Raw genomic sequence first — 23,063 nt, forward strand, 5'->3', positions numbered from 1 at the left:
GTCCTCCAGCCACCAGACGTCGTACTCCTCGATGGCGTCGGCGAGGCGTTTCGCCGAGCCGCCGGAGAACGTCCAGTGGCAGTCGAAGGCGACGTCCGCGCGGTCCTTGACGCGCTCGGTCACCTCGGTCACTTCGCCGAGCGCGTCGGTCGCTTCGAGGTGCGGGTCGTCGCAGACGTCCGCCGTGTCGTTGACGGGCGCCACCGGGACGCGGCGCCGCCAGTCGGTCGAGGAGCTCCGGCGTCTCGAACTGCCCGCACGCCTCGCCGAACGCGTCGTTCAGCGCGTCGCGGTGCTGGCGGCGGTCGGCCAGCGTCTCGAACCGCGCGTCCTCGTGGAGGTCGACGCCCAGCGCCTCGCAGCTCTGGCGCCACTGCCGGTCGGAGGACGGCCCGACGAACACCCAGTCGTCGTCAGCGGACTCGAAGACGTCGTACGGCGCCCAGTTCGGGTGGCCGGCGCCGAGTGGCTCCGGGACGTCGTCGTAGGCCTGCGTGTACGCCAGCCAGTACCCCATCAGGGACACGGTGGACTCGAACAGCGGTACGGTGACGTGTTGCCCCTCGCCGGTGGCGTCGCGCTGCCTGACTGCGCCCAGGACGGTGACTGCGGCGTACAGCGACGCCGCCATGTCCGCGAGGCTCGTGCCGCTCCGGACCGGCGGCTGGCCCTCGTGGCCGGTCACGCTCATCAGACCGGACAGCGCCTCCGCGACGGGATCGAGCGCCGGGTACTCCTCGTAGGGACCCTCGTTGAACCCCTTGATGGAGCAGTAGACGAGTTCCTCGTTGACCTCGCTGAGGTCGTCGTAGCCGACGCCGAGGCGGTCGGCCGTCCCCGACGCGAAGTTCTCCACGAGCACGTCCGCCTCCGCGACAAGGTCGTCGAAGACGGCCTGTCCGTCCTCGCTCTTCAGGTCGAGGGTGACGCCGAGCTTGTTCCGGTTGACGTAGTTGAACGAACTCGCGCCCACCGGCGACGAGTCCCGGATGGAGTCGCCGCCCTCGGGGTGTTCGACCTTGATGACTTCCGCGCCGAGGTCGGCCAGCACCATCGAACAGAACGGTCCCGCGACGATGTGTCCGAGTTCCAGGACCGTCACGTCGGCCAGCGGCGTGCCGTCGCCGCCCGGCAGCATCCCGGGCGCGAGCCGACCGGAGTCGTCCGTCCGGCCCCGTGCGTCGCTCCGACTGGCGTCTGCGTAGTTGTCTCCGGTCATGGTCAGGCTGGCTGTGACTGGCTGAGGGCGTCGCCGTGGCAGATGGTGTCGCCGCCGTCGTCGAAGACGAACAGGTCGTCTGGCTCGAAGTACGCGTCGAAGTCCTCGCCGGTCGCGAGGCCGGCGTCGTCCGCCACGACCACGTCGATTTTCGAGCCGTCGGTGGTCTCGCCGTGGACGACGTACTCCGTGCCGAGTTGCTCGACGACGTCTACGCGCACGCGGACGCCGTGCGACCCGCCGCCGCGGTCGAGGTACTGCGGGCGGACGCCGAGCGTCACGTCGTCGCCGACACGGTCTGCGAACAGGTCGCCGGGCACCGGCACCGAGAACTGCCCGTCGGTGAGCACGTAGCCGTCGCCGGTGGCCTCCACCGTCGCCGGGAGCATGTTGGTCGACGGCGTGCCGATGAACCGCGCGACGTACTCCGAGACGGGGTGGTCGAAGAGGTCGCCGGGCGGTGCGAACTGCGCGAGTTCTCCCTCCTCCAGGAGGAGGACGTGGTCGCTCATGGTCATCGCCTCCGTCTGGTCGTGCGTGACGTAAACGACGGTGGCGTCCAGTTCCTTGTGGAGGCGCTGGACCTCGACGCGCAACTCCGCCTTCAATTTCGCGTCCAGGTCGGACATCGGTTCGTCCAGCAGGAGGACGTCCGGGTCCTGGACGAACGCCGACCCGAGCGCGACGCGCTGCTGTTGGCCGCCCGAGAGTTCGCTCGGCATCTTGTCCAGTTGCGCCGTGATCTGGAGGGTCTCGGCGGCCTCCTCGATGCGGCGGTCGCGTTCGGCCTCGTCGACGCCCTGGACTTTGAGGCCGTAGCCGATGTTCTCCCGGACGCTCATGTGGGGGTACAGCGCGATGGACTGGAACACCATCGCGGCGTTGCGGTCCTGGGGCGGCGCGTCCGTCACGTCGCGGTCGCCGAAGTGAATCGTCCCTGCTGTAGGGGTCTCCAGGCCGGCGATCATCCGCAGCGTCGTCGTCTTCCCGCAGCCGGAGGGTCCGACGATGGTCGTGAACGACCCGGCTGGTATCTCCAGCGTGAGGTCGTCGACGGCGACGTGTGTGTTCCCGGCGGCGCTGTACTCCTTCCGTATCGAGTCGAGTCGTATCGGACTAGCCATGTGTCTTTGTGCGGGCGGTCATTCGAGTCCTCCGACGTTGAATCCCTGCAGGAGGTAGTTCTGGAGGAACAGCGCGATGCAGAACGGTGGGATGGCGATGAGCAGCGACGCCGCCATCGTCTCGCCCCAGCCGATGGAGACGCGGTCCAGGAAGAGGCTGGCGCCGACGGTGATGGTGTACATCTCGTCCTGGCTCATCACCACGCGCGCCATCGTGAAGTCGTTCCACGAGACGGCGAACGAGAAGATGGCCGCCGAGATGTATCCCGGCCGAGCGACAGGCAACACGACGTCCCAGATGGTGCGGGTGCGGCTCGCGCCCCTGACCCACGCGGACTCCTCCAAGGCGATGGGGACCGTCTGGAAGTACTGCCACATCAGCCAGATGGTGAACGGCGCGGAGATGGCGGTGAGCGCGAGCGTCAGCGCGAAGTAGCTGTTCAGCAGCCCGAGGGTGTAGAAGATGACGTACAGGGGAATCGCGAGCACGATGGGGCTGAACATGTACGCGAACAGCACCGCGCGCGCCATCAGCGTCTTCCCCGTGAAGTCGAAGCGCGTGAGCCCGTAGCCGGCGGCCACCGCGATGACCGTCGACAGGAACGTCGACGACGCGGTGACAACGATGCTGTTGAAGAAGTACCGCGGCGTCGACGTCTCCGTCAACAGCACGCGGAAGTTCTCGAAGCTCAGCGAGTCGACGAACAGCTGGACGCTGCCGCCGGCGAACGCGCTCGACGGCGACTGCACAGCGATCGCGATCATCACGTAGACGGGGATGGTCACGAACACCGCGACGAGCAGCGCGGTCAGGACGACTGCGGTGCGCTTGACGCGTTGCTGGGTGGCCTGGCTGACGTACGAGCCGGCAGCGCCCTCGCCGAACTCGAACATCAGTTCGCCACCTCCTTCTCCGGCTCGAAGGCCCGGAAGTAGACGACGGCGACCAGCGCCAGCAGGAAGAACATGATGCCCGCGAGCGCCGTCGCACCCCCGAAGTTCACCTCGCTGAACGCCAGCTGGTAGACGCGGATGGGGAGCGTCGTCGTCGCCTCAAGCGGGCCGCCCCTGGTGGACAGGAAGATGATGTCGAACTTGTTGAACATCCAGATACCGCGCACCAGGAGGATGATGAGGATGGCGCCCCGGAGATGCGGGAGCGTGATGTCACGGAACGACTGCCACGTCGACGCGCCCTCGACGCGAGCGCGCTCGTAGAGATTCGGGTCGATGGCCTGCAACCGCGCCAGCAGGATGAAGAACGCGAACGACCCGAACTTCCAGACGCTCGCGACGACGACGGCGGGCATCGCCCACTGCAGCGTCGAGAAGAACGCGATGGGGCTCTCGAGGACCCCCCACTGCACGAGGTACTGATTGAGGACGCCGAGGTTCGGGTCGAGGATGAACTTCCACATGAAGATGACCACGAGCGTCGGGAGCAGGTACGGGAAGATCATCAGCGTCCGGAGCGCGTTCCCGCCGCGGACCTGCTGGTTCACGACCAGCGCCAGGCCCAGTCCCACGAGGAGGCTGAGCACCGTCGAGGAGACGGCGTACACGACGCTGTTCCAGAGGTACTTCGGGAACCCCACGGACGTGAGGATGTCCGCGTAGTTCGCGACGCCGACGAACGACGCCGCGCCAGTCGGGTTGTCGAAGAGGCTCATCCCGAGCGCGTAGAGGATCGGCGCCAGCCAGACCACTGCGAAGAAGCCCGCGACTGGCACGAACGTCGCCAACAGCAGGAACCGGCGCTCGTCCATGTCCGCGACGCGGTGGCGGACACTCGTCACTGCGCTCACGGCTACCACCGCGTGGAGGACGCCGGGTTCATTCCTGGAGTGCGCGGAGTTCGTCGGCCACCCACGACACCGTCTCCTCGGGGGACAGGTCGCCGACGACCATCTGGTCGGTGGATTGGCCGAAGACCTGCTGACCGTAGGCGTCCGCCGCGACGATGTTTGGGGCGCCGTCGTCGCCGGTCGCCAGCACCGTTGTGAACGCGTCCCAGTTGTCCCGCACGAGGTCCATGGCGTCCTGGTGTTGCTGGATGACCTCGTTGTCCTTGACGGCGTCGCTGTTCAGGCCCTCCTCGGTCGGCGGGAACTGGAACAGCGGCGCGGACAGCACGAAGTCCATGAAGCGCTCGGACTCGCTGAAGAACTTCACGAACTCCTTGGCCCCGTCCGTCGAATCGCCGCCGTCCCAGACGACGTGGCCCTCCATGTACGCCCACCACTTGTCCTGGCTGCGGCCGTCCGGCAGGGGGAACGCGGTCGGCGAGAGGTTCTCCACGAGGTCGGGTCGCGCCTCCTGGATGGTGAGCACTGGGAGGCCGCCGACGGACATGATGGCAGCCGCGTTCTCCTGCTGGAGCGCGCCGATGGCGTCGCCCCACTCCCAGCCGGAGCCGTTGGGCGCGTACTCGGACATCTGGTCGACCCACTGGTAGGTTTCGATGGCGCGTTGCTCGTTGTCCCCCTGGTCGATGGTGACCTCGATGTCGTCCGAGGGGCCCGCGTAGATGTTCACGTCGTTCTGCCAGAGGTACTGCGTCATCGACGTGTCCGCGTTGTTCGTCTGGCCGGACTGCACGACGTACCCCTCGAGGCCTTCGTTCTCGGAGATTCGCTGTGCCTCGGACTGCCAGGTCTCCCACGTGGTGGGGTTCTCGTCGTAGAGGTCGTTGCGGTACCACCCCATCAACGGCTCCACCATCGTCGGCACGAAGTACGAGTCGCCGTCCACGTTCACCGGGTCCGGCAGGCCGCTGCCCTCGATTGTGTCGTTGACGGGGGCGGCGTCTCCGTCGCGCTGGTAGCGGTAGGCGTCCGCGGACGTGTCGAAGACGACGTCCGGCGGGTTCCCCGCCGCCTTCATCTTCTGCAGTTGTGCGTCCGTGGAGGTCCCCTTCGACGTGTACGTCACTTCCACCTCGTAGTCGGACTCGTCCTCGAACTCCGAGATGATGTCGTCGATGACGTCCTTGGAGTCGCCGCGGTCGCTGAGGTACTGGATCGTGCTGTCGCCACCGCCGCCGCCGCCCAAACCGAGGCAGCCGGCAACCGTGAACGTCGCCGCCGCTGCGCCCGTCGTCTGCAGGAACTGTCGCCGTGAAGTGTTACTCCAACCCATGTAACTGAATGCCACACTAGTACTCGAATAGGTCTTCGCCTACGCCTGTTGGCTCTTTATAAGTGCGGCCCGCCGGTGCGGCCCGACACCGGCTCCGTCGCGCGATTTTCCCTCAGCGGCCGCCCTCTGCCGCTGCACCGAGCAGGAACCCGCGCTCGTTCGGCGTCGTCCCGTTGCTTCGCCCCGTCTTGCTCAGCGAGTCCTCGAGGAGCGCCCGCTCGGCCTTCCGGAGGTGCTCCAGCAGCGTCGCGCGCGAGATGCCGACCTCCTCGGCCAGCGTGTCCGCGTCCGTCTCCCGCGGCCACTCGAAGTACCCCGCCGCGAGCGCCGCCTCCAGGACTTCCGCCTGTCGGTCGGAGATGAGCGAGTCCGGCCGCTCGTACGGCGTCAGCTGTCCGAGTTCCACCGATCCGATTTCGCGGAGGTCCTCGATGATGCCGCGCAAGTCCTCTCGCCGGAACACCACCACCTCGAAGACGCGCTGGTTCCCGTTCACCTTGTCCCAGCCGTGTAACATCCCGTGGTTCCTGCGGATGATTGGCAGCGCGCCGCACGACCGCTTGGTCAACACCAGTCGCGTCCCGTCGACGCGCTCCAGTTCGGTCACCTCGTCGGCGGCCTCGAAGGCGGCCTCGAAGTCCGCTACTCGGTCGCCCGCGTCCACGATGAACCTGATGTATTCGTCGTCGATGACCTCCTCTTTGGCCACTGTGAACGTGGTGTCCCAGCGACTCGTCACCTCGCTGAGCACGCAGTCGCACTCGAGGTCGACGTAGAGTTTCGCCCGGAACATGTTCCCGTAAACAGCGCACGCGTGTATGAAGGTTTCTCACAGGGTCCCCGCGTCCCGCCCCCGATCTGGGCAGTCGCGCAGTAGATTCCCCTGCACCCGCCGCCTGCCCGCGCGCGTATTCGACAGCTCCCAGCCGGACACTCGACCGTTGCCCGCAAGCACCCTTGATTCTCCTCACCGGCGCCCTCCTCGGCACCGTCCTCGTGCTCCCGATTACGCTCGTCTGCACGCTCGAATTCGACGGCCCAGGGGACCAGCACCCGGTTCCGGATGCGGTGAGAAAACTCAGATAAACTGTATACCTATTCTCCTGATGAGTCTGGGTGATTGGTTTCGCGCACGCCGAATATATTCGAGAACTGGTAGGATGCTCGGGCGACGGCGGGAAACTCGCTTTCGACCGCCTCAGATCCGCTTGTAGTTCGTCTAATCGCTCTCGAGCCAGTAAATCCACGAATGTCCACTCAACACCGATTGACCGCGCCTACTCTGGAACATCTCCGATTCTCCCTTCAAACGGCAATAAATCGTCGATCCGTCGATTCCGCAGACTGCCCCCATTTCTCGTCAAATCCAGATACTAATACCATCATCACGTTCAATCGGCCCGACGTAGAATCTGTGTAATCTGGGTAGTACCCCAAAAGATACGTTGATTGATTATTCGGGCGTCGGATGAGCGCCGCGCTTCGGCGGTGTGGGAACGGAGCAGCGAGCAAGAACGGGGACGCCGCTCAGATTTCGGTGATGCGGCGGTGTTGCTCGTCGACGGCCCGCGCGTCCTCAGTGAGCAGCGCGACGACGAGGTACTCGGCGTACTCGCTGACGTAGTCGACGAGTTTGGCGATGCGGTCGGAGTCGACGGCTTCCAGGGAGTCCAGGAGGATGAACGGCACGTCCTCGTAGACTTTGTGCGCGAGGAAGCCGGCGAGCGCGAGGACCAGTCCCGTGATTTCGCGCTCGCTCTCCGAGAGGTGGTCGACTGTATCCTCGTACGCCGTGCCGGACTCCGTCGTCCGCACGACGTGCAGGTCGAACGCCGTTTTCGTCACCGTACGGCGCCCTTCCGTGACCTCGCGTTCGCGTCGCTCCAGCCAGATGCGGTCGAGGTTGTCGTAGTCCAGCATCTCGAGGACCGTTTCCATGTGGTCGTTGAACTCGTCGACCGTGTCGCGCTCGATGCGCTCGATTCTCGTGCGGAGGTCCGTGACCTCGTCCTCGATTTCGTCGCGCTGTGCGCGCAGCTCCTCGGCTTCCTCGATGCGTGCTTCCACGCTCGCGATATCGTCATCGACGGCTTCCAGGTCCTGCTCGAGGCGGCCGAGTTCGTACTCCAGTTCGTTCGCCTCCCGGTGGTGTTCGAGCACCTCGCTGTACTCCCGCGACTCAAGGTCCTCGACGTCGGCTTCGACGCGCTCGATCTCTTCCAGCAGGTCGTCTCGGCGGTCCTCGAGGCGGTCGACCGAGGACGCACAGCGCTCGAGTTCGTCCTCGAGTTCGTCGAGCCGCCGCTCCACGCGCTCGCGCTCCTGTTCGGCCTCCTGGAGTTCGCGACGCCGCGCCTGCTTGGCGTCGATGTCGTCCTCCACGTCCGACACAGCCTCCAGTTTCTCCGCGCTCACGGCCCGCAACTGGTCGATGGTCGACTGGATCTGGTCCCGGTCCACGGTACTCCCGCACGTCCAGCAGGTGACGTCGTCGCCGTCGACGAGCTTGGCGGTCGGGTCGTCGCTGGCGCCGCCGAGGGCGTCCAGGGCGTCCGGGCCCGCGTCGTCGAGGACGTCCTCGTTGAAGCTGACGACGCTGCGCAGCTCCGACACCGCCGACTCGAGTTGCTGTTTCCGGTCCCGGAGCGTCCGGATGTCGGACTCGATGGCAGCCAGTTCGCCGTCCGGTGTTTCCACCAGGGAGTCGCGTTCCTCGCGTAGCTGCGCGCGTTCGCGCTCCAGGGCCGACCGCCGCTCTCGCTCGGTCTCGAGTTCGTAGCGGACGTCCTCGAGGTCCGACCGCAGGGAGCTCAGTTCGTCGAGTTTCGACTCGAGTCGCTCCTTCTGCTGCTGGCGTTCCTCGACGTCGTCGACGGCTTCGAGTTCTGCCTCGACGGCGTCGAGCTCGTCGCGTTTCTCGTCGATCTGCTCCTTGAGGTCGGTTCGGCGCTGCTCTTTGTCTGGGAGTTCTCCCTTGAGCCGGTCGATTTCGTCGAGCTCCTGCTCGATGCGGTCCCGCTGGCTCACCAGCCGGTCGATCTCGGCCTCGATTTCCGCGGTGTCGACGGGGCGCAGGATGAGGTCGTGGAGTTCCTCGCCGTGTTCGACGGCGCGCCGCACCTCGTTGGACTCCAGGAGGAACGCGAACAGGTCCGCGAGCTCCGGGTCGTCGAGGTAGGGGTCGCCACTCGTGACGACGGTGCCTGCTTGCCGCTGGAGGCGCCGCGTGTACGTCTCGCCGTCAAGCGTGAGCTCCACGGCGGCCTCGTCGGCGTCCCCTTTCACGGTCACGTTCTCGCTCCCCATCGCTGCCATGAACGCCTGCAACAGCGAGGTCCGGTTGGTCGCATTCCGCCCGGCGAGCACGTTCACACCGGACGTGAACTCGACGGTCGTCGCTTCGATGCCGCCGACGTTCTCGACGTGGATATCCCCACCGGACGGTCGCTGCTCTTGTACATCCATGTCCGTGCATTGGTTCCAACACCGGCATAAATCTTGTCGATTCTGGGGGCGCAGGGACGGGTTGGCCGTCGCGAGGACAACTGTCGGGGGCTGGCGGACAGGAATAACTATAACCCCCTGCGACGGCCTACTCGACGTATGGCTGACGGCGAACACGGCGCGAGGGGGCGACGGAGCAAGGTCGCCCGCGTCATCGACGAGTACGACCTGGAGGGACTGGGGGCGGAACTGGAGGCCAGGTGGACCGCGACGGGCGACGACCACTGGAGTCTCCGCGACCTCGCGACGTACGTCAACGAGGAACTGGTTCGGGCGAGCCTCCGGGAGGCGGGACGAACGCCCGTTGCGGCCGACGTCCAGAACGCACTGGCGTTGCTGTCCGGCGACGAGAGCGCCGCTGCCGAAGCCACGCAACTGCGCCGCCGACTGGAGCGCGACGGTGTGGCCGTCGACGACCTCGAACGCGACCTCGTGACCTACCAGGCAGTCCGTAGCTACCTGCAGGACCACCGCGGCGCGGAGTACGAACGGGACGTCGGGGACCGCGTCGACGCCGTCACGCAATCGATTCAGAAGCTCCGCGGGCGGCTGGTCTCCGTCACCGAGTCGAAACTCGAACAGCTCCGAGACTCGTCGCGGCTCACGCTCGGCGAGTTCCGCGTGATGGTCGACGTTCGCGTGCTCTGTACGGACTGCAACTCCCAGCAGGCGATTACCGACCTGCTGGCATCCGGCGGGTGTGACTGCGAGGAGTGACCGAATGCTGCCGGCCTGGCACGCCGGTGCCGGTCGACGAGGCAGCGCCACCGCCGGGCGCCGCCGTTTGAATAACACGAGTACTGGCGTTATATTCCTCGGGCCCACCAGCTGGTGGTGCGCGCCGCGTACCGGACTCGACGCTCGGGTCGGCGTGTGCCCGGGCGCTCCCGGAAACAATTGCAGATTGACAGAGCTATTTGTGCCGGCCTCGTGTCGACTCGTGCATGGACCTCGAAATCGACGGCAACGCGGCGCTGGTGGCCGCATCGAGCAGCGGCCTCGGAAAGGCGACGGCGACGGCGCTCGCCCGCGAGGGCGCGAACGTCGTAGTGAACGGGCGCGACGAGGAGCAACTCGAGGCCGCGGCCGAGGACATCCGCGCGGTCGCCGAGGGCGAAGTCGTCGCCCAGCCGGCGGACCTCACTGTCCCGGAAGACGTGAGTGCGCTCGTGCAGCGAACCGTCGACGAGTTCGGAGGCCTCGACCACCTCGTGACGAACGCTGGCGGCCCGCCCAGCAAGCCGTTCAAGGAGACGACCGACGAGGAGTGGTACGACGCCTACGACCTCCTGGTGATGAGCGTCGTGCGTCTCGTCCGGGAGTCTGTCGACCACCTCGAGGCCGGCGACGGCGGCAGCATCGTTCACTCGACGTCCCACAGCGTGAAGGAGGCCATCGACGGCCTCGTGCTCTCGAACTCCGTTCGGATGAGCGTCATCGGCCTCGAGAAGACGCTGTCCCGGGAGCTCGCGCCCGACGTTCGCGTGAACGCCGTGATGCCGGGCGCCCACAAGACCGACCGCATGGAGTACCTCATCCAGAACGCCGTCGACCAGGGCGAGTTCGAGGACTATGACGAAGGCTACGAGTCCTGGACCGACGAGATTCCGACCGGTGACCTCGGGTCCCCGGAGGAGTTCGGGAACACGATCGCGTTCCTGCTGTCCGAGCGTGCGAGTTTCATCAACGGCGAGGCCGTGATGATCGACGGCGGCGACGCGCGCTCGAACCTGTAGCCTGCGGCGGTTACATTCTCCGCCACATCTGTCCGCTCAGTGGCGAGTGTGCGAGGATTCCACCGATGGATGTTACAGTAACCACTGTTCGGTGACGACGAACGACGCGGGTTTACTGTCGCATCTATCTTTTTGTAGGCCAGTGCGTGAATTCAAATCCGGTCGCCTGTGAGCGACCACGAAACTGAGGTGGCCTGCGCGGCTCCATCCGGGCGGACCGCATCACGTTCGCGGCGATTGCTCGCTAAAATCGCGGACGGGCCCGCCTCCGGTTATCGACGCCTCGATCGGGCCGTCCGATGCCTGGTCGATCCGCGAGGGCGCACAACCGGGACAGCAGGAGCCAGTGGCTGCGCTAGAGGGTCGTTGACGGCCGAAAGACGCCGCCTCCTCCGGGTTTCGATATTGTTCTGTGTGGCCGAACACGTTCCACGGCACGTATAAAGCACGGGCCGAAATTTTCGTCTCCCAGCACTGTGCCAGGGTCGACTGCGTTCACCTGTGCGGGGTCGCCGCATCTCGCTCGGAGACCCGGTTCTCGCCCGCGGCAGATTCGCTTCTGGACAGCAATTTATATAGTGCTGTTCCCCCTCACCGAATCAGTTGCATCAGCCCACTTACTGCTGCTCTACGGGGTTCTGGCCGGATGATCGTATCGACACGGCCGCAACCGGCCGCTCGTATCAGTTCGAACGGCGGCGGAACGAGCCGGGCCGTCTCGACAGGGACAATCAGTGGCAACACCGCGGAGGCCATTCTGGGCGAGAAGGGCGCACGTGAGGTGCGTGCGCCCGCGAAACGGGTATACTGCGGTCGAAGACTGTTGTACGGCTCGTCAAACGGTAGCGCCGGATTCTGCGCTGTGAGCGGTGTGACGGGCTTCAGACTGGGCGTACGGCGACGTACCGGGCACTGGGCGTACGGCGGCGTCCTGTGTCGGGGCAGTGTACATGGCGGAGCGAGACGGCAGAAATCGGACGGAGTTCGGAGTTCGAACCGTGGTCAGTACTGACCGATGTTGACGGGCGGACCGCCGTGGGGGCCGTAGGGCGCGTCGTCGAGCCACTCGCCCGCCGGCTCGTAGTACGGCGCGGCTTTCGCAGCGAGGTACTTCTTCGCCTTCGTGACGACGCTGTCGCCCTGCAGGTACTCCAGGGCCTGTCCGGCGGCGCGCTTGTTGTACTGCGCTGCCTTCAGGCGCTCGATGCCGTAGTGTTCGATTTCGGCCTCGGCCGCATCCTCCACGTCCGCGCTCAGTGCGGCCGTGAGGCGGGTCGCGGCGGCGTCGGCGTCTGCGACGCCGGAGTTCATGCCGCGCGCGCCGAACGGTGCGAACAGGTGGCCGGCCTCACCGACGAGGAGCACGCGGTTGTGTTCGTCGACGAGGGTGTCGGCGATGACCTGCTTGAACTTGTACTGGGAGACCCAGTCGACGCGGTCGCGGTAGCGTTCGCCGAGCGTCTTCGCGACGAGGTCGGCGACCTGTTCGTCCTGGCTGAGGTACTCTGGGTCGTCGGTATCCTTGCACTGGATGTCGACGCGCCAGCCGCCCTTGAACGGCACGAGGAGGACGTTCCGGCCGTCCACGCGGGGATGGTCGTAGTGGAACACTCGCTCCTGCTTGAGGGGTTCGTCCTCGAACTCGTCGATGTCCGCGATGATGAAGGAGTTCTCGGACTGGGTGCCGGAGAACTCCGAGCCGATCTCGCTGCGGACGGTCGACCCGGCGCCGTCGGCGCCGACGGCGTACTCGGCGTGGTAGGTCTCGCCGCTCTCCGTCTCGACGCGGACGCCGTCCTCGCTGGATTCGACTGTCTCGACGCCGTCGTCCCAGTGGACCTCGATGCCGGCGTCCTGGACGGCGTCGAGCATGTACTCCTCCGTCCAGACCTGGGGGAGACTCGTGAAGTGCGGGAGGCCGCCGTCGCCGCCGGGGTCGGGGTACGTGCGTTCGAAGACCTCCCTTCCGCGGAACAGCGTCCGGCGCGTGTCCCAGATGATGCCGTTGTCGACCAGACGGTGGCCCAGTCCGGGTGAGGAGGTCTCCAGCGTGCGCAGTGTGTCCTTGTGCACGTAGATGGCCCGGCTCCCGGGTCGGTCCCGGTCTTTCGGGTCGGCTTCCAGTATCGTGGTCTCGACTCCTCGTGCGTGCAGCGCGAGTGCGGTCGTCATGCCGACCGGCCCGGCACCGGCGACGACCACTGGCACGTCTGCTTGAACGTCTGAACCGCTCATCGTATTACGAAGTACTGCAGACGGGGGTTTAGATGTTTCCCCTTTCGATGATACGACAAATGAGCGACCAACGTGCGACAACGCGGAACACACGCGAACATGTTCGTGCGTGGCATTTTTGTACTGGTTGCCTAACCTGTTCGTATGGACGTATCCGAAGAGGCCAAGCGAAACCTCCGCGGCGTGCCGATGAACGAGAGCGAACGCGACGCGTTCCTCCGGGAGCAGGGGCAGGGCGTGCTGTCCCTGGCCAGCGACAACGACGCGTACGCGCTTCCGGTGTCGTTCGGCTACGACGGCGGCGACCTGTACTTCATCCTGTTGCGGTTCGGCGAGGACAGCACGAAACTCGACTACGCGGCGTCCACGGAGACCGCGACGTTCTCGACGTTCGAGTACGACGACGAACACCACTGGCGGAGCGTCAACGTCCGCGGCTCCATCGAGCGCGTCCCGGACGACGAGACCGACGACGTCGACGACATCATGTTCGACAACGCGGAGTTCGCTAGCCTGTACCCGCACGGGGAACCGATCACCGACCACCCGCGCTACCGCCTTATACCCGAGGAGACGACCGGGCAGAAGGGACAGGGTCACGAGTGAGCGCGGGGGGACTGCCCGCTGGCTCTGTTCAGCGACGAATCACGAATCTTAACAGGAGCCTCCGGCAACAGCACTGCATGGAACGAGACACGCCGGCGTACGATTTCAAGGACCGCGACGTCGTCATCCTCCGCGAACTCGCGAAGGATCCGGGCGTCTCCTCCCGGGACCTCGCCGAAATCCTGGAGGCCGACTACGACATCGACGTCTCCTACGTCACGGTAAACGAGTCCATCCGGAACATGCGGGACGCGGGCGTGTTCCGGGAGGCCATCATGCCGAACGAGGAGTACTTCGTGTTCGAACTGTTCGAGTTCAAGTTCAACCCCGAGTACTTCGCCGAGGAGTGGCGTGACACGATGGAGCACATCCGCGACGACGAGCACACGCTGCTGTACTTCCTCTCGGACGGCGAGTACCAGTGGAAGTCGATCATGCTGTTCCCGACCCGGGAACGCGGCGAGCGGTGGCTCCACGAGTTCTACAAGAACCACGGCAAGACCGTCCTGAACGTCCGCACGTCGGTGATGACGAACGTCCTCGAGTTCGGCGCCAGCCCGGAACTGTTCGACAACCTCGACCCGGAGACCGACAGGAAACTGTAGCGCCTGTGCCGGCGCTACTCCTCGACCGGCAGCGACCCGTACTCCGACTCGAACGCCTCGACGAGCTCTTTCTTGTCGAACTTCCCGGTGGTCGTCTTCGGCACCTCGTCGACGAACTCGAAGCGGTCCGGCAGCCACCACTTCGGGAACGACGCCAGCAAGTACTCCCGGAGGGTCTCGACGGTGAGGCCGTCGTCCGGAACGACGTACGCCACGGGGCGTTCCTGCCACTTCTCGTGGGGGACGCCGATGACCGTCGCTTCCGCGACGCCGTCGTGACCGATGAGCGCGTTCTCCAGTTCGATTGAGGAGATCCACTCGCCGCCGCTCTTGATGACGTCGTCGAGGCGGTCGACGACGTCGATGTAGCCGTACTCGTCGATGGTCGCGACGTCGCCGCTCATGAACCAGCCGTCGTCGGTGAACGACGCCTCGGTCGCGTCCGGCCGCTCGTAGTACTCGCCCGCGAGCCACGGCGCTCTCGCTTGGACCTCGCCCGGTGTCTCGCCGTCGTGAGGCACCGGTTCGCCATCCTCGTCTCGGAGCCGGATCTGCACGCCCGGCGCGGGGACGCCCGCCTTCATGCGGAGGCGGTCCTGCTCGGACTCGGACAGTTGCTGCACTTCGGTCGTCACCAGCGTGTTCGCGAGGTGCGGGGACGCCTCCGTCATTCCGTACCCCTGGCTGATCGGCGCCTCGTAGACCTCGTCGTACTTCCTGATGAGCGACTCCGGCGGGCTGCTTCCGCCGATGAGCACGTCGTGGAGGGTGTTCAGGACCCCTGGGTCGAGGTCGTCGGACTCCTCGATGATGCGGTCGACTTCCATCCACACCGTCGGAACTGCGGCCGCGATGGTCACCTCCTCGTCCTGGATGATGGGAATCAGGTCGTCTGGGTCAGTGTGCTGCCCGGGCAACACGATCTTCGCGCCCGTGAACGTCGTCGTGTAGGGGAACCCCCAGCCGTTGACGTGGAACATCGGCACGACCGGCATCACCACGTCGGACTCGCTGACGGCGAAGACGTCCACGTGGCTGTGCATCATCGTGTGCAGGAACTGGCCGCGGTGCGTGTACTGGACGCCCTTCGGGAGGCCGGTCGTCCCGGACGTGTAACAGAGCGCGCTCTCGGTCTCCTCGTCGACGTCCGGCCAGTCGTAGTCCGTGTCGTAGCCGGCGATGAACGACTCGTAGTCCGTAACCGGGGACAGCGACGTCTCCGGGACGTCGTCGGCGTCGCCGAGCACGACGTACTGTTCGACGGTCTCCAGGTCGTCGGCGATCGGCTCGAGGACGTCCACGAACTGCGGGTCGACGAACAGCAGGCGGTCGGCGGCCTCGTTGATGATGGTCACCAGGTGGTGTTCCGGCAACCGGTGGTTCACCATGTGGATGCTACGCTCGCTGCACGACGGCCCGAAGTAGAGTTCGTAGTGGCGGAAGTGGTTGACCGCCATCACGCCGGACCGGTCGCCCGGCGCCATCCCGTACTCGTCGAGGGCGTGCGCGAGCTGGCAGATCCGCTCGTACGCGTCGCCGTACGTGTAGCGGTGCGTGCTCCCGTCGGGGAGCGCGGTCACGATCTCCTTGTGGGAGAAGAGGTCGCGGGCGCGCTCCAGGAACGTCGTGATGGTCAGTTCGTAGTCCATCGTCATGCTGTATCACCTCGGGGCCTGAACCGGTAAAATACCCTGTGCTGGTCCGTCGGCCCGTCGATGTCGACGACCTCGAGCGTGACCGGGTCGCCGATGCTGAGGTCGTCGTAGTCGGCACCGTCGATGCGCGCGGACAGTTTGACGTCCACGCCGTCCAGGTCCACGACGCTGGTGACGAACGGGGTGTCCTCGGTCATCCCGAGCGGGCCGCTGCCCCGGACCGCGGAGAACGCGAACAGCGTGCCGTCGTGGGGCAGCGAGACGTACGCCAGGTCGTCGCTCGTGCACTCCGGACACATCACGCGCGGCGGGAACTGGAGGTCCCCGCAGTCCCGACACTCGGTCGTCGACAGCGACCCGTCGCGGAGCCGGTCGTAGAACTCGCTGATTCTGGTGTGCTCGTCGTCCTGCAGGTCGTAGAAGTCCAGCAGGCGCGGGAGTTCGATGCTGTCCGGTATCGTGACGGTCCTCCGCGGCGGTTCGCTGCCGCCGTCGGACCGCACGGTCGTGTCGTCTGCGTCTGTCATTGTGGGTCCCTCGCGAGTGTCATGACGCTGTGCACGGAGCCGCTGCCGCTGAGGTTGTGGATGAGCCCCGTCTCCGGGCTGTCCGGCACCTGCCGGGCGGACTCCACCTCGCCCGTGAACTGCTTGTAAATCTCCAGGGCCTGCGAGACACCGGTCGCCCCCAGGGGGTGCCCGCAGCCCAGCAGGCCGCCCCGCGGGTTCACGGCGATGTCGCCGTCGAGTTCGCCGCGGCCGTCCTCGGCGAACTGGCCGCCCTCGCCCTTCTCCACCCAGCCGAGGTCCTCGTACTCGATGATCTCGCTGATGGAGAAGCAGTCGTGGATCTCCGCCACGTCGAGTTCGTCGACGGGGTCGTCGATGCCGGCCTGGTCGTAGGCCTCCTCTGCGGCCTGTGTGGCCTGCGGCCAGCCAGAGAACGACGGCAGGTTGTTGATGGAGTTACCCGCCATGCAGGACTGCCCGCTGCCGGTGACGTACGCGGCGGTGTCAGTGAGTTCGCGGGCCTTCTCCTCGCTGACGAGCAGGAGGCCGGCGGCGCCGTCCGTGATGCCGCTGCAGTCCAGCAGGCACAGCGGCGGCGCGACCGGATACGAATCCAGGACGTCGTCGACGTCCACTTCGGTCTGGAACTGTGCGTAGGGGTTGTTCGCGGCGTGATTCTTGTTCTTCACGCTGACTCTCGCGAGCTGTTCGTGCGTCGTCCCGTACTCGTGCATGTGGCGCTGCGCGAACATCGAGAAGAACGACGGCGCGTTCAGGCCGTTCACGCCGTCGAACTCGCGGTCGAGCACGTTCGTCATGCTCGCCTGCGTCTCGGCCATGTACTCGTCGCCGAGGTTCATCTTCTCGACGCCGAGGACGAGCGCGACGTCGAGTTGGCCCGCGGCGATTGCCAGCCACGCGTACCGGAGCGCGGCCTGGCCGCTCGCGCACGCGAGTTCGGTCCGCGAAATCATCTTCGTGACGTCGATGCCGAGCAGTTCAGCGGCCAGCGGCGCGACGTGACTCTGGAACGCGAACCGCTCCGGCTGGACCGCGCCGACGAACAGCCCCTCCACGTCGTCGGGCGTGAGGCCGTCGACGTCGTCGAACGTCGCCTTCCCGGCTTCCTGTGCGAGATCCTTCCAGGTCGCTTCGCGGTGGCCCCAGTCCGCGTGGCCGCCGCCGACGATTGCTGCGTTCCTGGGCATCATTCGAACTCCGGGGCGCGGTCGTCTCTGAACGCCGTGACGCCCTCGACCATGTCGTCCGTCGTCGTGAGCAGGCCGAAGCCCTGGCTCTCTGCGTCCAGCCCTGCCTTCAGGCTGGTGTCCTGTCCGTCGTCGATGACGCGCTTGGCGACTTTCAGCGCCGTCGACGGGCCGTCCGCGAGGTCGTCGACGAACTCGGCGACCGTCTGCTCGAACTCCGAGGCGGGGACCGCGCGATTCACCAGTCCCCAGTCCTGGGCGCGCTCGGCCGATATCTGTTCGCCGCGGAAGACGAGTTCCTTCGCGCGGCCCTCGCCGACGATGCGGGTGAGCCGCTGTGTGCCGCCGCCCCCGGGAATCAGTCCGAGGTTGATCTCCGGGGAGCCGAAGGTCGAGTCCTCGGTGGCGACGCGGAGGTCGCAGGCGAGGGCGATTTCGAAGCCCGCCCCCAGGCAGAAGCCGTCGATGCGCGCGACCGTCGGCCGCTGGAAGTTGTCGATGGCCTGGATCGTCTCGTCGACGTCCATCAGGTCGGTCGGTTCGGCGGTCATGAACCCAGTGATGTCGGCGCCGGAACTGAACGCGTCGTCGCCCGCGCCTGAGAACACGACACAGGACACCTCGTCAGGGTCGGCGTTGTCCAGGGCCGCTTCGACCTCGTCGAACATCGTCTGGGAGAACGCGTTCAGGCGCTCCGGGCGGTCGAACTCGATTTCGAGGACGCCGCGGTCGTCCAGCGTCTTGTTCACGTACTGGTAGGGGCCGTCGCCGCGGTAGTCGTGGAACCCCTGGCCGGCGTCGACGCCGGTCTGGCCGGCGTTCACCAGTTCGACCAGGTAGTCGGAGGGCGCGAACCGCTCGGCGCCGGTCGCCTCGTGGAGGCCCTGGAGTTTGTCGAGGACCGCGTCCAGGCCGATCTGATCCCCGAGGCGGCAGACGCCCTCCGGGAACCGGGCGCCGAGTCGGCTGCCGAGGTCGATGTCGTCGGGAGAGGCGACGTCGCTGCCGACCAGGCGAGCGGCCTCGTTGATCATCCGGGCTTCGACGCGGAGAGTATCGAACCCCTCGCCGTCTCCGGGTTCGTAGTCCGGGCCGTCGACCTCCCAGTCGTAGAACCCCTGGCCGGTCTTCTTGCCGAGGTTCTCGTTGGCGACTTTCTCGGCGATGGTTGGCGGGGCGTCGAGGTCGGTGTCCTCGCGGAAGTGGGCCGCGATGTCGATGCCGGTGTAGTCGGCGAGTTCGAACGGCCCCATCGGGTAGCCGCGCCGGTAGACCATCGCGGCGTCGGCCTGCCGGACGTCGGTCTCGCCATCGTGGAGCATCCACGCGGCTTCCTCCATGAACGGCAGCATGACGTTGTTCACGATGAAGCCGTGGACGTCGCGTTTGACGTCGATGGCTCGCTTCCCGACGTCGTCGACGAAGTCGTGGGCTGCTTCGAGGGTCGCCTCGCTGGTCTGTTCGCCGTGCACGACTTCCACGAGGTCCATTTTCACTGGCGGGTTGAAGAAGTGCGTGCCGACGACCTGCTCGGGGCGGTCCGTCGCGGCGCCGATCTTCGTGATGCTGAGCCCGGACGTGTTCGACGCGAGGATCGCGTGGTCGGGCGCGTAGTCGTCGACCTCGGCGAACGTCTGGCGCTTGAGGTCGAGGTCTTCGGGAATTGCTTCGACGACGAGGTCCGCGTCCGCGACGGCCGCTTCGAGGTCCGTCTCGCCCGTCATTCGGGCCCGGACCGCCTCCGCGGACTCGTCGAGTTTCCCCTTCTCCTCGAGTTTGCCGAGACTCCACTCGACCTGCTCGAGGCCGTCCTCGACGAACTCCGCCTCGATGTCGCGGACGACGACCTCGTAGCCCGCAATCGCTGCGAGCTCGGCGATGCCGTGGCCCATGCTCCCCGCGCCGAGCACGGTCACGGTCTGTATGTCACGTTCTACCATCGTATGTACACAAGTTAACCACCTTTTTTAAATTGTTGGTTACTCTGTTTGCTGATATACCGCTTATACTTAACTACTGATTCGATAGTCCGCCCGAGCCACCCGAAAGATTGAGTGGCCTGTTCGCGAATCTCGGACTATGCAAACGGGAACTTCCCGGCGACTGTCCGACCGACACGCCCCGACAGAGGGACACCATGACTGACCTCGACGGGACCGTCTGCGTCGTCGGCGGCGGCGGGAACGGCATCGGCGACGCAACGGCCCGCAAACTCGCGACCCTCGGCGCACGCGTCGTCGTCAACGACGTCGGCAGTGACGTCCACGGCAGGGGCGCCGACCCGGCGGTCGCCGAAGCCGTCGCCGAGGACATCCGCGAGGACGGCGGCACCGCGATGGCACACGCCGGCGACCTCACGGACTTCGACGACGCCGACGAACTCGTCGCCGACACCGTCTCGGAGTTCGGTCGAGTCGACGCCGTCTACAACTTCGCGGGCATCCTCCGGGACGACATCAGCTACAAACTCGACGAGGACGACTGGCGCGCGGTCATCGAGACGAACCTCACTGGGCAGTTCACGCTCCTGCAGGCCGCCTGCAAGCACTGGCGGTCCGCGGCCGGGGACGACGGCTTCGACCGCCAGCGGTCGTACGTCGCCGCGAGCGCGCACTCCGCCCGCGGAAACGTCGGGCAGGTGAACTACGCCACCGCGAAAGCCGGCATCCTCGGGATGGTCCGGACCGTCTCCTCCGAGATGCACCGATACGACGTCCGCGTGAACGCGCTCGTGCCGAACGCCTACACGCGCATGACCGAAACAGTCCCGGCGGACCACCGACCGTACACGCGCGAGGAGATGCCGCCGGAGCGCGTCGCCGCGTTCGCCGCCTATCTCGCCAGCGAGGACGCGTCCGACGTCACCGGCTGTACCCTGTACGCGGGCGGCGACCGCGTCGGCGTGTTCTCCGAGCCCGCGATGGACCGAGTCGGCGTCGAACCGGACGGCTGGACCGTCGACTCTCTCGCCGAGCACTTCCGCGAGGACGTCGCCGGGGACGTCGAAGTTACGAGAACAGACAGCTACTTCTGACCACGCCCCGCCCGGAGCGGGTTCGCCAGACTACTCCTCCATGGACTTCGAGAGTTCCGTCTCTACGGACCGCACGTGCTCGCGGACGCTACGCACCGCCGCCGCCTGCTCGTCGTTCTCCTCGGTGAGGTCCTCGATCTCCGAGACCACCGCGTTCAGGCTCTCCAGGGTGTCCCCGAGCATCGTCGTCACCTCCTCGGCGCTGACCGCCTGCTCGTCCGTGGCCTCCGCAATCTCGGCCATCCCGGCCGACGTCTCGTCGGCGGCTTCCTGGATTGCCGACTGCCGCTCTGCGATGGTCTCGACGTGGTCCGCGACCTCGCTGATGCCGTTCGTGGTCCGGGTGACGGCGTCGGTGGTCTCCACCACGATGTCGGTGACGCGCTCGATGGTCTCCTCGATGGCGTCGACCTCCTCCTGGGACTGGTTCGCCAGCGCCTTGATCTCGTCCGCCACGACCGCGAACCCGTCGTTGTTGCCGTCCGTGCGCGCGGCCTCGATGTTCGCGTTCAGCGCCAGCATGTTGATCTGTGCGACGATGTCACTGATGACGTCCACGACCGCGTCGATCTCCTCGACCTCGGCGTCGAGTTCGGTCGCAGTGTCGTCGAGCCCCTCGGCCGCGCCCTCCACGGTTTCGAGCATCGCTTGCGCCTCCTCGGTCGCCTCCGAGGACGCCGCAGCGTCGTCGGCCACCGCGGTCGCGCGCTTGTCGACTTCGTCGGTCTGTGACGCGATCTCCTCGACGGTCGCGCTCAGCGATTCCACCTCGTCGCGCACCTCCGCCAGCGTCTCGACCTCCTCGCGCGCGGTCTCCTCGATGAACTGACTGTTCTCGGTCACCTGCTGGGAGGACTCCAGCAGTTTCTCCACCGTCTCGTCTACCTCCTCGGTGATGCGCTCCTGTGCGTCCTCGACAGCGCGGCGCTGCTCGACGAGGTCGGTCACGCGCGACACGATCTCGAACGACCCGACGACGTCGCCGTCGGGGTCGTACAGGGGGAGCGCAGCTGCGCTGACGTGCCAGGTGCTGCCGTCGTCGTTGACCCCGGACCTGATCTTGTCCTCGTTGACCACTTCCTCGGTACGCACGACTTCCTCGGCGAGCGTGTCGGTCACGTCCTGCGTTCCGACGACGTCGTGTGCGACCTCTCCGAGCACCTCCTCGGCGGGGGTGTTCTGGAGGTCCTCCTGTTCGCGGTTCCAGTGGGTGACCCGGCCGTCGTCGTCGACGACCAACAGCGGCTCCGGGAACCGCTCGGTGAGGTCCTGGAAGAGGTGTTTCCAGAAGTCACGCTCTCGCCGGAGGCGTTCGGTTTCGCTGACGTCGTTCGGTGGGTCGAACAGCGACGCGCGCTTGTCCGGGTCGCTGGACTGGCGCTGAGACGACATACTACCTTCACTTGGAGGACACCCCCTAATAAACATTGAGTGTGATTATCTCACTCGAAAATCGGAGCGTCGACGCCGCGAACCGACTGAGTGGATCGGCGCCCCCTAGAAACGCGAACTGTTGGCGGTCCGCGTCGCGGCCAACTCCGTGAAGCGTTCCCGGAACGCGATGATTTATGAGGGTGCTCGCCGATTCACGACACATGCGATTCGTTCGATTCAACGAGGACCACCTGGGCCTCCTGACCGCAGACGATGGCATCGTCGACCTGACTGACCGCCTCGGCATCGACGCCGACGACCCGCTCGCCGAGTACATCAACGGCGACTACGACGCCAGCGAGTACGCCGACGCCGACCCGGACTTCGACCGCAGCGACGTCGAACTCAACTCCCCCGTCGAGCGCCCCGGGAAGGTCATCGCCGCGCCGCTGAACTACGAGAACCACATCGCGGAAGCCATCTCGGACAAGGACATCACCACCGACGAGTGGTTCTCCATCGAGGACAAGGGCTACTTCCTGAAGGCGCCGTCGAGCGTCGTCGGCCCCGACCACGGCATCGAACTGCCGTTCTCGGACCGCCGCGTCGACCACGAGATCGAACTCGCGTTCGTGATGGGCGAGGACGTCAAAGACGTCGACGCGGAGGACGCCTGGGACTCCATCTTCGGGTACACGATCCTCCTGGACATCTCCGTGCGCGGCGACCAGGACCGCTCGAACCGCAAGTCCTACGACACGTTCACCGTCATCGGCCCGGCCGTCGTCACGGCCGACGAGATCGACGACCCCCAGGACCTCGACATGGAACTCCAGCTCAACGGCGAGACCCGCCAGGACGACAACACCAGCGACATGGTGTACACGTGCGCGGACGTCGTCGAGTACGCGTCGCTCGGCGCCACCCTCGAAGCCGGCGACGTCATCACGACGGGCACGCCGGAGGGCGTGAGCGCGCTCTCGGACGGCGACACTATCGACGCCGAAATCGAGGACGTCGGCCGGATGGTCGTCGACGTCACGGAGCGCGACGTCTCCTTCGAGGACGTCCACGTGAACAAGGGCGGCCAGGACTGACGCGCTCGCGGCGAACGAC

General features: G+C 66.2%; 18 protein-coding genes and 2 pseudogenes. 6 read left to right on the plus strand and 14 right to left on the minus strand.

Features of this window, described 5'->3' with window-relative positions; genetic code table 11:
- The 8 genes and pseudogenes from GRX66_RS19455 to GRX66_RS04595 form a co-directional block, all read right to left on the minus strand.
- Positions 1-132, minus strand: a pseudogene (locus tag GRX66_RS19455) (enolase C-terminal domain-like protein); the annotation flags it as partial.
- Positions 130-1,219: pseudogene (locus GRX66_RS19815) on the minus strand (CaiB/BaiF CoA transferase family protein); the annotation flags it as partial. The pseudogenes GRX66_RS19815 and GRX66_RS19455, both read right to left, overlap by 3 nt.
- A 2-nt stretch (positions 1,220-1,221) precedes the next feature.
- A complete protein-coding gene (locus GRX66_RS04570; RefSeq protein ID WP_159525474.1) occupies positions 1,222-2,343 on the minus strand; it encodes an ABC transporter ATP-binding protein in 1,122 nt (373 codons plus the stop codon).
- Between the two features lie 18 nt (positions 2,344-2,361).
- On the minus strand, positions 2,362-3,237 hold the full coding sequence (locus GRX66_RS04575; protein WP_159525475.1) for a carbohydrate ABC transporter permease: 876 nt from the start codon (positions 3,235-3,237) through the stop codon (positions 2,362-2,364).
- Positions 3,237-4,109 (minus strand): carbohydrate ABC transporter permease, encoded by an 873-nt coding sequence (locus GRX66_RS04580; protein ID WP_159525497.1) that lies wholly within the window; start codon positions 4,107-4,109, stop codon positions 3,237-3,239. Before GRX66_RS04580 ends, GRX66_RS04575 begins: the two co-directional genes overlap by 1 nt.
- Before the next feature lie 67 nt (positions 4,110-4,176).
- Complete coding sequence (locus GRX66_RS19820) at positions 4,177-5,481, minus strand: ABC transporter substrate-binding protein (RefSeq protein ID WP_159525476.1); 1,305 nt, start codon at positions 5,479-5,481, stop codon at positions 4,177-4,179.
- Between the two features lie 112 nt (positions 5,482-5,593).
- Positions 5,594-6,274: a helix-turn-helix domain-containing protein gene (locus tag GRX66_RS04590; protein WP_159525477.1), complete on the minus strand. Its 681-nt coding sequence runs from the start codon at positions 6,272-6,274 to the stop codon at positions 5,594-5,596.
- A 734-nt stretch (positions 6,275-7,008) separates the two neighbouring features.
- Positions 7,009-8,946, minus strand: a complete 1,938-nt coding sequence (locus GRX66_RS04595; RefSeq protein ID WP_159525478.1) for an archaea-specific SMC-related protein — start codon at positions 8,944-8,946, stop codon at positions 7,009-7,011.
- A 138-nt stretch (positions 8,947-9,084) separates the two neighbouring features.
- Here GRX66_RS04595 and rdfA point away from each other — a divergent pair, with 138 nt between their 5' ends.
- Together rdfA and GRX66_RS04605 are read left to right on the plus strand one after the other, a co-directional pair.
- The gene (gene rdfA / locus GRX66_RS04600; RefSeq protein ID WP_159525479.1) at positions 9,085-9,702 is read left to right on the plus strand and encodes a rod-determining factor RdfA; all 618 of its coding nucleotides are present in this window, start codon (positions 9,085-9,087) and stop codon (positions 9,700-9,702) included.
- Between the two features lie 227 nt (positions 9,703-9,929).
- Positions 9,930-10,721, plus strand: a complete 792-nt coding sequence (locus GRX66_RS04605) for an SDR family oxidoreductase (protein WP_159525480.1) — start codon at positions 9,930-9,932, stop codon at positions 10,719-10,721.
- 1,002 nt (positions 10,722-11,723) lie between these two features.
- Here GRX66_RS04605 and GRX66_RS04610 read toward each other — a convergent pair.
- On the minus strand, positions 11,724-12,956 hold the full coding sequence (locus GRX66_RS04610) for an FAD-dependent monooxygenase (RefSeq protein WP_159525481.1): 1,233 nt from the start codon (positions 12,954-12,956) through the stop codon (positions 11,724-11,726).
- 144 nt (positions 12,957-13,100) lie between these two features.
- On the opposite strand from GRX66_RS04610, the gene GRX66_RS04615 reads away from it, so the two are divergent.
- Both GRX66_RS04615 and GRX66_RS04620 read left to right on the plus strand, forming a co-directional pair.
- On the plus strand, positions 13,101-13,562 hold the full coding sequence (locus GRX66_RS04615) for a pyridoxamine 5'-phosphate oxidase family protein (RefSeq protein WP_159525482.1): 462 nt from the start codon (positions 13,101-13,103) through the stop codon (positions 13,560-13,562).
- Positions 13,563-13,639: 77 nt separating this feature from the next.
- Entirely contained in the window at positions 13,640-14,167 is a 528-nt protein-coding gene (locus GRX66_RS04620) for a winged helix-turn-helix domain-containing protein (protein ID WP_159525483.1), read from the plus strand.
- A gap of 14 nt (positions 14,168-14,181) precedes the next feature.
- On the opposite strand, the gene GRX66_RS04625 is transcribed toward GRX66_RS04620, so the two are convergent.
- The 4 genes from GRX66_RS04625 to GRX66_RS04640 are packed head-to-tail and all read right to left on the minus strand — an operon-like array spanning position 14,182 to position 19,479.
- A complete protein-coding gene (locus GRX66_RS04625) occupies positions 14,182-15,816 on the minus strand; it encodes a long-chain fatty acid--CoA ligase (RefSeq protein ID WP_394351508.1) in 1,635 nt (544 codons plus the stop codon).
- A gap of 2 nt (positions 15,817-15,818) precedes the next feature.
- Positions 15,819-16,349 (minus strand): Zn-ribbon domain-containing OB-fold protein, encoded by a 531-nt coding sequence (locus tag GRX66_RS04630; RefSeq protein WP_159525485.1) that lies wholly within the window; start codon positions 16,347-16,349, stop codon positions 15,819-15,821.
- On the minus strand, positions 16,346-17,539 hold the full coding sequence (locus tag GRX66_RS04635) for a thiolase C-terminal domain-containing protein (protein WP_159525486.1): 1,194 nt from the start codon (positions 17,537-17,539) through the stop codon (positions 16,346-16,348). The genes GRX66_RS04630 and GRX66_RS04635 overlap by 4 nt, the downstream gene beginning before the upstream one ends.
- Entirely contained in the window at positions 17,539-19,479 is a 1,941-nt protein-coding gene (locus tag GRX66_RS04640) for a 3-hydroxyacyl-CoA dehydrogenase/enoyl-CoA hydratase family protein (RefSeq protein ID WP_159525487.1), read from the minus strand. The genes GRX66_RS04635 and GRX66_RS04640 overlap by 1 nt, the downstream gene beginning before the upstream one ends.
- Before the next feature lie 197 nt (positions 19,480-19,676).
- On the opposite strand from GRX66_RS04640, the gene GRX66_RS04645 reads away from it, so the two are divergent.
- Entirely contained in the window at positions 19,677-20,573 is an 897-nt protein-coding gene (locus GRX66_RS04645) for an SDR family oxidoreductase (RefSeq protein ID WP_159525488.1), read from the plus strand.
- Between the two features lie 30 nt (positions 20,574-20,603).
- Here the strand turns inward: GRX66_RS04645 and GRX66_RS04650 are convergent, their stop codons facing one another.
- Positions 20,604-21,965: a methyl-accepting chemotaxis protein gene (locus GRX66_RS04650; RefSeq protein WP_159525489.1), complete on the minus strand. Its 1,362-nt coding sequence runs from the start codon at positions 21,963-21,965 to the stop codon at positions 20,604-20,606.
- A gap of 203 nt (positions 21,966-22,168) precedes the next feature.
- Between GRX66_RS04650 and GRX66_RS04655 the strand changes: the two genes are divergently transcribed.
- Positions 22,169-23,044, plus strand: a complete 876-nt coding sequence (locus GRX66_RS04655; RefSeq protein ID WP_159525490.1) for a fumarylacetoacetate hydrolase family protein — start codon at positions 22,169-22,171, stop codon at positions 23,042-23,044.
- Positions 23,045-23,063: the final 19 nt, after the last annotated feature.

Source organism: Halobacterium bonnevillei (genome assembly GCF_009831555.1).
Classification (GTDB): domain Archaea; phylum Halobacteriota; class Halobacteria; order Halobacteriales; family Halobacteriaceae; genus Halobacterium; species Halobacterium bonnevillei.

Coding starts and splice junctions, on each gene's coding strand:
- GRX66_RS04570 (WP_159525474.1), bottom strand. CDS start 2,343: ATGGCTAGTCCGATACGACTCGACTCGATACGGAAGGAGTACAGCGCC.
- GRX66_RS04575 (WP_159525475.1), bottom strand. CDS start 3,237: ATGTTCGAGTTCGGCGAGGGCGCTGCCGGCTCGTACGTCAGCCAGGCC.
- GRX66_RS04580 (WP_159525497.1), bottom strand. CDS start 4,109: ATGGACGAGCGCCGGTTCCTGCTGTTGGCGACGTTCGTGCCAGTCGCG.
- GRX66_RS19820 (WP_159525476.1), bottom strand. CDS start 5,481: ATGGGTTGGAGTAACACTTCACGGCGACAGTTCCTGCAGACGACGGGC.
- GRX66_RS04590 (WP_159525477.1), bottom strand. CDS start 6,274: ATGTTCCGGGCGAAACTCTACGTCGACCTCGAGTGCGACTGCGTGCTC.
- GRX66_RS04595 (WP_159525478.1), bottom strand. CDS start 8,946: ATGGATGTACAAGAGCAGCGACCGTCCGGTGGGGATATCCACGTCGAG.
- rdfA (WP_159525479.1), top strand. CDS start 9,085: ATGGCTGACGGCGAACACGGCGCGAGGGGGCGACGGAGCAAGGTCGCC.
- GRX66_RS04605 (WP_159525480.1), top strand. CDS start 9,930: ATGGACCTCGAAATCGACGGCAACGCGGCGCTGGTGGCCGCATCGAGC.
- GRX66_RS04610 (WP_159525481.1), bottom strand. CDS start 12,956: ATGAGCGGTTCAGACGTTCAAGCAGACGTGCCAGTGGTCGTCGCCGGT.
- GRX66_RS04615 (WP_159525482.1), top strand. CDS start 13,101: ATGGACGTATCCGAAGAGGCCAAGCGAAACCTCCGCGGCGTGCCGATG.
- GRX66_RS04620 (WP_159525483.1), top strand. CDS start 13,640: ATGGAACGAGACACGCCGGCGTACGATTTCAAGGACCGCGACGTCGTC.
- GRX66_RS04625 (WP_394351508.1), bottom strand. CDS start 15,816: ATGGACTACGAACTGACCATCACGACGTTCCTGGAGCGCGCCCGCGAC.
- GRX66_RS04630 (WP_159525485.1), bottom strand. CDS start 16,349: ATGACAGACGCAGACGACACGACCGTGCGGTCCGACGGCGGCAGCGAA.
- GRX66_RS04635 (WP_159525486.1), bottom strand. CDS start 17,539: ATGCCCAGGAACGCAGCAATCGTCGGCGGCGGCCACGCGGACTGGGGC.
- GRX66_RS04640 (WP_159525487.1), bottom strand. CDS start 19,479: ATGGTAGAACGTGACATACAGACCGTGACCGTGCTCGGCGCGGGGAGC.
- GRX66_RS04645 (WP_159525488.1), top strand. CDS start 19,677: ATGACTGACCTCGACGGGACCGTCTGCGTCGTCGGCGGCGGCGGGAAC.
- GRX66_RS04650 (WP_159525489.1), bottom strand. CDS start 21,965: ATGTCGTCTCAGCGCCAGTCCAGCGACCCGGACAAGCGCGCGTCGCTG.
- GRX66_RS04655 (WP_159525490.1), top strand. CDS start 22,169: ATGCGATTCGTTCGATTCAACGAGGACCACCTGGGCCTCCTGACCGCA.